The sequence below is a fragment of the Nitrospiraceae bacterium genome (genome assembly GCA_020632595.1).
GTDB lineage: Bacteria > Nitrospirota > Nitrospiria > Nitrospirales > UBA8639 > Nitrospira_E.
Map to the genome: position 1 here is coordinate 190,424 of JACKFF010000009.1, position 10,263 is coordinate 200,686.

Annotated in this window: 9 protein-coding genes and 1 pseudogene; 6 read left to right on the top strand and 4 right to left on the bottom strand. The window is 49.8% G+C overall.

The genetic code is table 11. The annotated features are described in order from the left end of the window. Positions 1 to 118: 118 nt before the first annotated feature. The 3 genes from H6750_15795 to H6750_15805 are packed head-to-tail and all read left to right on the top strand — an operon-like array spanning position 119 to position 5,219. Entirely contained in the window at positions 119 to 1,699 is a 1,581-nt protein-coding gene (locus H6750_15795) for a PAS domain S-box protein (GenBank protein MCB9775770.1), read from the top strand. Next, positions 1,686 to 2,147 carry a response regulator gene (locus tag H6750_15800; GenBank protein ID MCB9775771.1) on the top strand — a complete coding sequence of 154 codons (462 nt, stop codon included), beginning with the start codon at positions 1,686 to 1,688 and terminating at the stop codon, positions 2,145 to 2,147. The genes H6750_15795 and H6750_15800 overlap by 14 nt, the downstream gene beginning before the upstream one ends. Before the next feature lie 15 nt (positions 2,148 to 2,162). Continuing rightward, positions 2,163 to 5,219 carry a PAS domain S-box protein gene (locus tag H6750_15805; GenBank protein MCB9775772.1) on the top strand — a complete coding sequence of 1,019 codons (3,057 nt, stop codon included), beginning with the start codon at positions 2,163 to 2,165 and terminating at the stop codon, positions 5,217 to 5,219. Positions 5,220 to 5,248: 29 nt separating this feature from the next. On the opposite strand, the gene H6750_15810 is transcribed toward H6750_15805, so the two are convergent. Beyond that, positions 5,249 to 5,692, bottom strand: a complete 444-nt coding sequence (locus H6750_15810) for a CBS domain-containing protein (protein ID MCB9775773.1) — start codon at positions 5,690 to 5,692, stop codon at positions 5,249 to 5,251. Between the two features lie 73 nt (positions 5,693 to 5,765). Then, positions 5,766 to 5,906, bottom strand: coding sequence for a hypothetical protein (locus tag H6750_15815; protein ID MCB9775774.1), 141 nt, complete (start codon positions 5,904 to 5,906; stop codon positions 5,766 to 5,768). A gap of 484 nt (positions 5,907 to 6,390) precedes the next feature. Between H6750_15815 and H6750_15820 the strand changes: the two genes are divergently transcribed. The 3 genes and pseudogenes from H6750_15820 (at position 6,391) to H6750_15830 (ending at position 8,841) form a co-directional block, all read left to right on the top strand. Further along, positions 6,391 to 6,753, top strand: coding sequence for a DUF5069 domain-containing protein (locus tag H6750_15820; GenBank protein ID MCB9775775.1), 363 nt, complete (start codon positions 6,391 to 6,393; stop codon positions 6,751 to 6,753). A gap of 75 nt (positions 6,754 to 6,828) precedes the next feature. Further along, a pseudogene (locus H6750_15825) lies at positions 6,829 to 7,743 on the top strand (glutaminase). Positions 7,744 to 8,079: 336 nt separating this feature from the next. Next, positions 8,080 to 8,841: a tetratricopeptide repeat protein gene (locus H6750_15830; GenBank protein ID MCB9775776.1), complete on the top strand. Its 762-nt coding sequence runs from the start codon at positions 8,080 to 8,082 to the stop codon at positions 8,839 to 8,841. A gap of 39 nt (positions 8,842 to 8,880) precedes the next feature. Here H6750_15830 and H6750_15835 read toward each other — a convergent pair whose 3' ends face one another. Both H6750_15835 and H6750_15840 read right to left on the bottom strand, forming a co-directional pair. After that, a complete protein-coding gene (locus H6750_15835) occupies positions 8,881 to 9,750 on the bottom strand; it encodes a transporter (GenBank protein MCB9775777.1) in 870 nt (289 codons plus the stop codon). A gap of 231 nt (positions 9,751 to 9,981) precedes the next feature. After that, positions 9,982 to 10,263, bottom strand: a 282-nt coding sequence (locus H6750_15840) for a response regulator transcription factor (protein MCB9775778.1), incomplete at its 5' end; no start/stop codon positions are given.

The following is a 10,263-nucleotide window of genomic DNA, read 5'->3' on the forward strand; positions in this document are numbered from 1 at the left end:
CCGGCAGTCCGGATGACGCGACCTTCTGACCCAGCCTTTCCCCGTGCCTCAAATCCTCCCGAGCTTCCTATTATGACTTATTCATTGTATGGACCAATGGAAAACGCGGGTCGATAACATGTCATTCAAATCTCTGACCATGGGGGTACCCATCGCAACGGCCGAACAGCCACAGCCAAATCTTCAGAAGGTTCTCATTGCAGGACTGGCATTGGGAATCTTCGTGGCGGATTGCCTGACCCCACTTGGGGTCGGAATGGGCAGTCTCTACATCCTGGTCGTCATAGCCACTCTCCCCCTCCACAACGTGTTGACCACCAAACTGGCAATAATCGGCGCAATTTCCTTTACGGTTCTGGGATATTGGACTTCTATTTCAAGGGTTGGATATGAAACGGCCATCATTAATCGTTCGCTCTCTATTCTCTGTATCGTAGTAACCGGTTTTATGACGTTGAAAAAAATTGCGTCCCGCCAGGCACTCCAAAGAATCAAAGACGATCTCGAAATGAAATATGGCTTGCAAACGAAGGAACTCAAAGAACAAAACCAAACAATGTCTGTTCTTCTCGAGGATTTGAAACTGACCAAAAGTGATTTGGAAGACAAGGAGCGCCGGCTACGCGTGTTTGTTGATGCCTTTCCGAGTGGCATGTTAATCGTTGACCATCGCGGGAAGGTGGTGTTGGCCAACAAATTAATTGAAACCCTCTTTGGATATTCACAACATGAATTAATCGGACAATCCATCGACACCCTCGTTCCCAAAAGATTTCAGCAGGACCATGCCCGACATCGGGTAGCATTTCTTGAAAACCCCAGTACCCGAGCCATGGGGGCCGGACGGGATCTCTTTGCCCGACGAAAAGACGGAAGTGAGTTTCCAGTAGAAATCGGCCTAAATCCCATCAGTACGCCGGACGGCTTCATGGTGCTCAGTTCGGTCGTAGACATTTCAGCCAGAAAACAACACGAAGCTGAGCTCAAACGCCTCAATCAACAACTAGCCAACCAGAATCAGGAACTGGAAGCCTATAACTATGCCGTTTCCCACGACTTGCGAACACCCTTGAGAGCGATTCATAATTACGCGGACTTTCTCCTGGAAGACTTGTCCACAAAAGTTTCTTCCGAACAAACCATGTACTTGACCGGCATAACCACCGCCGTATGCGAGGCCGAAGAGCTCGTCTCTGATCTCCTTGAACTTTCGCGGTTAAATATCAAGGATTCTGTTCCTCAGGTCTGTCACGTCGGACACATCATTGCCAAAACGCTTATCCTGCTGAATTTCGATAAAGACGTCGAAATTCATCAACCAGCTGAATGGCCGACAGTCCTTGGCCATGAACATCTGCTAAAACAGATTTTCCAGAACCTCCTCGCCAATGGCGTCAAATTCAACCACTCCTCCCCAAAAGTGCTGAAGATGAATTGGAGGAAGGAACCTCAAGGCGTGATCACCTTCACCGTCGAGGACAATGGCATTGGGATCTCTGAACCCTATCAGGATAAAATTTTCCAGGTCTTTGAACGATTACATACGACCCGGGAATATGAGGGAACCGGCATCGGCTTGGCCATTGTCAAAAATGCGGTAAGCAGGCTTGGCGGGGAAATTCGCGTGAAGTCCGAATTGGGCAAAGGCAGCATTTTTTCATTTACGGTACCAATTGGAGAAATTTATGATGATGCATGAAACTCGGAATTTAACCATTTTAATGGCCGAAGATAACCCCCACGATGTCCTGGCCACCAAACGTGCCTGGGAACAATTTGGTTTTGGGAATCATCTGCACATCGTATCGGATGGCGAAGAATGCCTGGAATACCTGTTTCATCAAGGAAAATATCTGGAATCGCACATCTTTCCCGACCCTGACCTCATTCTTCTGGACCTCAAACTTCCAAAGTTGGATGGACACCAGGTGCTCAAAACGATTCGGGCGAACGATCAGTTCCGCTTTTTACCTGTCATCATTCTCACGAATTCAACCCTTGAGACCGACCGGAACAAGGGATATGAATACGGATGTACGGCATTCCTCAAAAAACCGGTCGGGTACGCCAACTTCGCCAATCTCTTAAAATCCCTGCGAACCTTCTGGAGTTGCGTGGAACCCTATGCCAAGCCATTAACAGCCTAAACGAACGGGTCACCCATGTCCCTACTCCAGGAAGCCGGATTATCAGCTCTCCTCATCGAAGACAATACCCACGAGCGAATCGCGATCCGGCGTTCCCTAAAGAAGGACGTTCACACCCTTCTTGAATGTGAAAGTGCGGAGGAAGCCATTCGCCATCTGGAACACTCTCCTTCGGCATTTGACGTCATCATCGCCGACTTCAAGCTCCCGGGCATGGATGGCCTTACGCTGTTTCGCACCCTGCGTCAGATGAAATGCGTATCTCCGTTTATTCTTTTAACCGGCAATGGATCCGAACAGATTGCCATTGAAGCCTTCAAAGCCGGAGTGAATGACTATTTGGTCAAAGCATCCGAAAGCGACTACTTGGATCTATTGCCGGTGCTCGTGACTGAAGTCATCCAACATCATCGTTTGAAAATCCGGAACGAGTTACTGGAATTGTCACTCAAAGAAGCCCATGAACGGTTTCATCAATTCATGGAGCATTATCAGGGGATTTTCTGGCTGACCGACTTTCAAGAACCAAGAAAATTATTGTATGTCAGCCCGACCTATGAAAGGATTTGGGACCGCCCGGCTCTTCAGCTCACTGGGAACCCGTTGGATTGGCTTGAGGCCATTCATCCCAAAGATCAGGACCGTATCAGGAACGCCTATCTGAGGCTGAATATCACCGGAGGATATAACGAGATTTATCGAATCGTGAAAGCAGACGGGTCGACTCGCTGGATCCATGAACGCGGACTCATCAATCACAATCACGGGGGACATCCGTATCGGATCACCCGGCTGGCAGAAGATATTACCGACCGCACCACGATGTCCGAAGCCCTTCAGGCCAGCGAGGAACGCTTTGCACAGTTCATGGCCCATCTTCCGGGTTTGGCCTATATGAAAGACGAAGAGTATCGTTTGACATATCTGAATCCGGAATTTGAACAGGTGTTCAATATTGATCTCAAAAACTGGATCGGGAAAACCGTTCACGACGTCTTGCCGCCCGACACCGCGACCATGCTCCAACACGATGATGACTGGGTGCTCTCCCATGGTCAATCCCTGGAAAGGATCGAGGACATTCCACTCCATGACGGCCTGCATCAGTATTTAACGTGCAAATTTCCTATTCTGCAACATGACCGTCCGCCAATACTGGGAGGGGTTTCGATCGATGTCACCGGCCAATTCAAAGCGGAAATCCAACGGGATCATATCTTTTCCCTCTCCCTGGATCTCATGTGCAGCATTGGTATTGACGGGTATCTCAAAAAAACCAATCCTGCCTTCGAAAAACTTCTCGGGTACACCCAGGAAGAACTGTTATCCCAACCATTGATTTTTTTCACTCATCCGGATGACCGGATTTCCACCCAGACAGCGTTCCATCAACTCGCTGAAGAAAAGGATGTGGTGGATTTCCAGAACCGCATCCGTGATATCCGTGGCAATTACCTCTGGCTGGAATGGCGCGCCACTCCCCAGCTTCAGGAAAAAACCATCTATGCCGTTGCCCGGGATATCACCCAGCGGTATCACGCAACCAAAGCACTCCGCCGGTATGAGCAAATTGTGTCCACCAGCTCGGACTTTCTCTGCTTTTTAGATGAGAAGAATTGCCTGCAAGCCGTGAATCATGGATTTTGTGAATACTTCAATCTTCCTGCCCGGGACATCATCGGTCGGCACATTCGCGATTTTGTGGGGACGGATCTCTTTGAATCTCAGCTCACCAGTCATTTAGATGACTGTCGAAAAGGGCGGGTCGTCTGCTTTCATCAGCATGTAACCTTTCCGGAAGAAAACGTGCGCTTCATGGAGGTAAGACTGAATCCCTATGTCGAGCCGGATGGAACAATTTCAGGCGTGACCGCCATATGGAGAGATCTCACCGAACAGAAACGTCTGGAACAGCATGTGAGACAGACACAAAAAATGGAATCCATCGGAACCCTGGCCGGAGGAATCGCTCATGACTTCAATAATATCCTGATGGCGATCCTCGGATGGGCAGAAATGGGGACATGGAAACATCCCAAAGGCGATCCCGCCTACGCATACTTTGAGCAAATCGGAATCGCGGGGAAACGGGGGCGGGATCTCATCCAGCAAATCCTCACCTTCAGCCGGCAAAACGAACACCATCCCCGCCCGGTCGAACTGGCCCCCATCATCGAAGAATCACTGGCTCTTCTCCGGGCCACCTTCCCCTCAAACATTGAGCTGCATTTTGGAAATCAGAACAAGATGAATATGGTGTTTGCCGACCCCGTTCAAATTCATCGCATCATCATGAACCTCTGTTCGAATGCGGAACATGCCCTTCGCCCCCATGGCGGAACCCTGACCATCGACCTTCATGCCATCATCATTGAAAAAGGCGACCTCCAATTCCCCCCGACCCTCAATCCCGGAAGATATGTGCAGATCGTCGTCAGTGATTCCGGTCCCGGGATTCCCGAACATTTCCTTCCCAAAATTTTCGACCCGTTTTTCACGACCAAACCCGTCGGAGAAGGAACCGGAATGGGATTGTCCGTGGTACATGGCATTGTAGAAAATCTTCGAGGACATATCTGGGTCAAATCTTCTCATAAGGACGGAACCACCTTTTTCATTGCCATCCCCGAGTACCAGACCCCCGCTGACTCTTCTCTTCATTCAAAGCCTTCCCCCATCTGTCGCGGAAAGGGACATGTGTTGATTGTGGATGATGAGGTATCGATTACCGAAGTTTTGAAAGAATTTCTGGAGCATCTGGGCTATACCGTCACCGTCCGGACTCATCCCTTGGAGGCCCTTAGAGATTTTCGCATGAATCCCCATCGATTCGACTGTCTCATCACTGATCAAACGATGCCCACACTTGGAGGAGACCAGTTATCTCGAGAAATCCTCAAAATACGGCCCGATATGCCAATCATCCTTTGTACGGGGTTCAGTCATACGATTGAGAAGGAAAATGCGTTGGAACAGGGGATTACCGCATTCCTCTATAAGCCCATCTTACTGGATCAACTGAGCCAGACGCTGACTCACATCCTGTCGCATTCCCAATCCGAAAAATCCTAAAGAATCGCTGATAGACACAGGAGTCTCTTCTAAAACACTTTGGTCTTTCGTGTCGCGTTCAAATACCCTAGGAGGATGTCACGCCTTGCGACGACACCGAGGAGTTTTCCATCTTCATCGACCACCGGCATTCGGATCAGATGCTTCCCTTCCAGTTTATTAATAATCTCCATAGCCGGTGTTTCCCGCTTCACTGTCACCGGTGCAGGAGTCATCAAGTCACTCGCCGGAACTCCTGCTAGAGACCGCTCCTCCTTAATCGCATGGAGAAGATCGAACTCACTGACAATCCCAAGCAAATGCTGCTCACGATCCACAATGGGTACGCTCCCAAAACCCTCTTCAGTCATGGTCTGCGCCAATGTTTCTGCTGAATCCTCAGGATGATAGGCATACACGGCATCTTGCATGAATTGCTCGGCAATCAGCCCCTTAAAGTCACGAGACCCAACAATGTAATCAACGCGTCGCATAATCCATCCCTCCTTCTATCGGGAAGTCGTGTGAGCGTAGGTATTGAAAGGACAACCGGACACCGCAGGTCTTTCAATCCAAAACCACTTTCCACATTCCCAAGGCTAAGAGGCTAAAAATAAGACCTTCGACCATTCCTTCCCCCCAGGCTGCCAAACGGGGGTTGAACATCCACAGTTTAAGCATCATCCAGCCCGGAAACGCTTTTCTCATGGACTCACCTCCTTCCGATCCTCAACGACCTTTCACTCAGAGAATTCCATGTTCGTCCGCGAATTGTTCATGTTTTTCCCATCATACAAACAAAAAGGCCTCCCGGACATGTATATCCCCGGAAGGCCTTTCACTGTAGATAGCGTGAAGAAGGAACGATCTACCCCATGACAACCTCGATTTTAAATATTTTCTACCATGCGCTTTTTTTGAATAAAAGTAAAGCGCCTCATTTCAGGGAAACAGGAGCACGGTGACGCGTACAAGCACTCTGAGAAAAAAGGACAACCGGAACCATAAGAAAACCTCTGGCATGTTTTTCAGCATTCACGTAAATTATTAAAAATTTTCAATGACATAGTCCGGGAAAATATCCCTTCCCATAAAAATAAGGTAAGATTTCGTGCGGGTCCGCCAACCAAACTCATAATGAAACTTTGTCGCCACCAAGAGACCTTAGCGAGTTGCTCGCTGGCTCGCCCGTATGGCAGATAACGTGCGGGCATCTCAACAGGAGAACTTCCCGCTTCTCTATCGCGTGTCTTTGGGCAGTCCGATTGGAATTGACGGCTATTTCCTTCGGCACTTCGGGCTGTCTTTTCCTCAATTTCGTAACGCCGTCATAGAAACTCGTACGGACCAAGATCTGGAACAGTGGTTCCTCGGTCAGCCGGAAGTACATTCCTTAACTATTTCGACCTGGAATAACTTTGCCCCCAAGCTAGGCACTCCCGGCCACCCTGTCTCTTTCTTAAGGCATCTCATCAAATGGTTTGTCTATCCCAAATCCATCAAGCACCCGGTAAACAGTCTTTTTGAAATGATCGAACAGGATGAGGCCCGTTAGGTCCCATCCAATCTGATGGAATGGCACCCAGACCACAACCAATATTTAATATTTCCCCTAAAGATGTGAGCATACATGAACTATCAAGCCATTTTGGATGAGATCCATCAGGAAGTCTTAAGCCTGTTACCGTGCGGAACCGTCGCCACCTACATTCCCCAATTGGCATCCGTTTCCCCTCAAAAGTTTGGAATGGCCGTACAGACCGTTGACGGGGAAATGTTCCAGGTGGGGCAGGCCTTAGAGCCCTTCTCAATTCAAAACATTTCAAAGGTATATACCCTGACCCTCGGATTTCCCTTTGAAGGCGACAACATTTGGATATGAGTGGGACTCGAACCATCCGGATCGACCTTCAACTCTCTCGTACAGCTCGAGTATGAACATGGCATACCCAGAAATCCGTTTATCAATGCAGGAGCCCTGGTGGTTTCCGATATCCTCGTATCGCATTTAAAAGATGCCAAATCCGCTTTTCTCGATTATGTCCGGCAACGGGCCAATAATGCCTCCATTCAAGATGATCCCCAGGTGGCCCGCTTCGAACGCCAAAGCGGCTTTCGGAATGCAGCCATGGCCAATTTCCTCAAAAGTTTTTCCAACCTCACAAACGAGGTGGAGGAGGTGTTAGACTTTTATTACTTTCACTGCTCACTATCGATGAGCTGTGCGGACCTGGCGAAAGGATTTCTCTTTCTCGCCAACAAAGGTCACTGTGTTTGGACCAATCAGCAGGTCCTCACCCAGAGCCAGACAAAAAGAGTGAACGCCCTCATGCTCACCTGCGGTACCTATGATGCCGCGGGAGACTTCGCTTTCAATGTCGGATTGCCGGGGAAAAGTGGGGTGGGTGGTGAAATTGTCGGGGTGATCCCAAACCGGCTCACGGTTGCCGTCTGGTCCCCCGGTTTAAACGAAAAGGGCAATTCATTCGCGGGACAATACGCACTCGAATTATTTACCACCAAAACCGGTGTGTCGATTTTCTGAATCAGACATCAGCCTTCCCACAAGTATGACCCAAGGCTTCTTATGATCAAACCATTTGAGATGGGCGAACAGTCGTGATGTCACCAATCATAAGAATGTGCCTCCACCATAAAAACCAAGAGCCCGGCCCGCAACCGGAAAACTCTCAACCGCTGGATCAGCCAACAACAAGCGCCCATGCAATACCGGCAGAAACTGTTGAATAATTCGTATTTCTTTTAGTTTAACGCTCTACCATATTATTGTGTGGCAATCGAGAACAATGAGGAAGGGTTCAAAAATCCCCGTCCAGGAAGGCCGCAGCCGCTTGGGCGAGCGGAGTATACGGAGGAGTGCGTGAGCACGGCCAAGGGGCGAGAACGCTGGTGGCGGCCTTTTTCAACACTCCCCAACAGCTTTCTGTGTCTGCTCATGGCATTCGGCGGACCTGTAGCCTTAACAGCTCAAGATGCGGAATTCGCAGATGAAAAGCGAAACGAGGTGTTTGTCCCGGGGAGCCCGGTCACCAACCAAAGCGTAGAGGCAGGACTTCTCAAAAGACGAAACGCACTTCGATCATCTCCGGAGTTTCAGAAACATGATGCTCCCACCCATTTACGACTGGCGGACATGCTGAGTCAGCAAGGTGATCCAAACGGCGCAATTGAAGAATATCATGCCGCCATTCAATTTAATTCGAACCTGGCTGAAGCGTACCGGGGGCTTGGGGCTGTATACATCGATACCCACCAATGGCGCCATGCGGAAGACGCGTTGCGAGCTAGCGCAGGATTAGACGCGACCAACAACCAAACCTATTACTGGTTGGGCCGAACCCTGATGGCGCAACGCAAATTTTCTGGCGCCGAAGCCGCCTTCACCACAGCAACCGTCCTGAATCCACAGGATGCCGAAGCGTTCTCCGATCTTGGATTAGTCCTGATGGCCCAAAGTCAGGCGTTGGAAGCCGGCAAGGCTTTGACCCGGGCCATTCAAGTCCGGCCGGACTATGCCGAGGCTCACCATCGACTCGAATTACTTCGTGCATCGCAACCGGACCCCGAGCAACTGACCCTGGCGGCCCTTGAAATTTTAAACCTTCTGTTTAAACGGGAATGATTTTTCCCCTATCTTGCCAGGCAGATTATATTTCATATTTTAAAATCTCCACGAGATTCCCGCACCCGTCAAAAAATCATCCGTGCCACGAGTCAGGCCGCCTCCGACCCGCACATCCAGTTGAAGATTGTATGTCAGATGATAGAGCACTCCCGTTTGAAGAAAATTTGCGCTGCCACTCGCCACATCTCTGGGATACAATCCGTAATATTCCACAAACCCGGTTAATCGATCCCGGATGGCTGCGCTCAGTCCCAGGGACGAGGAGACCTGCACATACCGCGTGCCCTGAGAAGTAGGACTGCCGATATTCACCGTTCCGAATAGCCCCACCCTTTTATTCAACGCATACGTCAAAATCGTCCGGAATAGCGGGTCAAGTCGATCCGAGGAGAAATTCTTATCACCCGTGGGGATCGACAGCCGGCCGACAAAACTTAACCGGGGTCTCAACCCCTGTTGCTGCAAAGCCTGAACTTTAAATCCCAGGGCCAGATCATTGAACCCATTCACATCCCGGCCATTGTCAATGTAAGTCAGATTTGGCCATTCCACGCGCAATTCAGTCCTCTCGGTTAATCCGATACGGACAAGGGTCTCAGGAAAGTTATGGGTTTTGACATCGGGAGAGGCTTTTTCAAGAGAAAAGGTATATCCCGTTTCGATTTGAATGCGTCCCTTGGGGATCGTGTTAGGACTCAGGCTGAATGTCGGCCGATCCGTCTCAATCGGCTGGGTAAACGCGCCCGCCTGTCCCATGATCCACGGACGGGAGGGAGGTGCCTCGCCTCCATTTTCCTGTCCATAACACCAGGCCGATCCCAGCAGGACCACACACAACGACCACCCTAAGACTCCAGGGAGCGATCGTCCAATTCGGTTGAGATTGGATACACAGAATACGCGCATAGAATTTCGAATCCATTTAAAAGGGTCATACGTTTACCGTGATGGCATTGGAAGTCGTCGTTCACGGAATGATGAAATGAGCGCACCACTTATACCAGATGGCAGGCAGAGACATGATCACACGATAATCCGAGAAAACATTATCCAAGGATCAAGCCGGCGTTTACGGCCAGATTCTGCCTTCATGAAGTCCGTCGATGAGGACAATCGGAAGGCATGATACGGAAAGGGTTAGGAAGGTTGATTCACGACCTGTCGGATGGCATCGACCAGTTGGCTGGCGACACTGCTTTTGGTGACATACTTCGCGGCCCCGGCTTCCAGGAGCATTTTTTCAATTTGCTTATCCTCATGAACCGACAATCCGATGACTTTGACAGTAGGATGCTCGTTTGTAAGAATTTTGGTCGCTTCGATGCCATTGATTCGTGGCATGTTGACATCCATCACCACCACATCGGGAAGAACCAGTTTGGTCGCCTCCAAGGCTTCTTCCCCATTTTTGGCTTCTCC

What these genes read in the sequence shown, in the direction of transcription:
- H6750_15795 (MCB9775770.1), top strand. Translation starts at nt 119, where the DNA reads ATGTCATTCAAATCTCTGACCATGGGGGTACCCATCGCAACGGCCGAA.
- H6750_15800 (MCB9775771.1), top strand. Translation starts at nt 1,686, where the DNA reads ATGATGATGCATGAAACTCGGAATTTAACCATTTTAATGGCCGAAGAT.
- H6750_15805 (MCB9775772.1), top strand. Translation starts at nt 2,163, where the DNA reads ATGTCCCTACTCCAGGAAGCCGGATTATCAGCTCTCCTCATCGAAGAC.
- H6750_15810 (MCB9775773.1), bottom strand. Translation starts at nt 5,692, where the DNA reads ATGCGACGCGTTGATTACATTGTTGGGTCTCGTGACTTTAAGGGGCTG.
- H6750_15815 (MCB9775774.1), bottom strand. Translation starts at nt 5,906, where the DNA reads ATGAGAAAAGCGTTTCCGGGCTGGATGATGCTTAAACTGTGGATGTTC.
- H6750_15820 (MCB9775775.1), top strand. Translation starts at nt 6,391, where the DNA reads ATGGCAGATAACGTGCGGGCATCTCAACAGGAGAACTTCCCGCTTCTC.
- H6750_15835 (MCB9775777.1), bottom strand. Translation starts at nt 9,750, where the DNA reads ATGCGCGTATTCTGTGTATCCAATCTCAACCGAATTGGACGATCGCTC.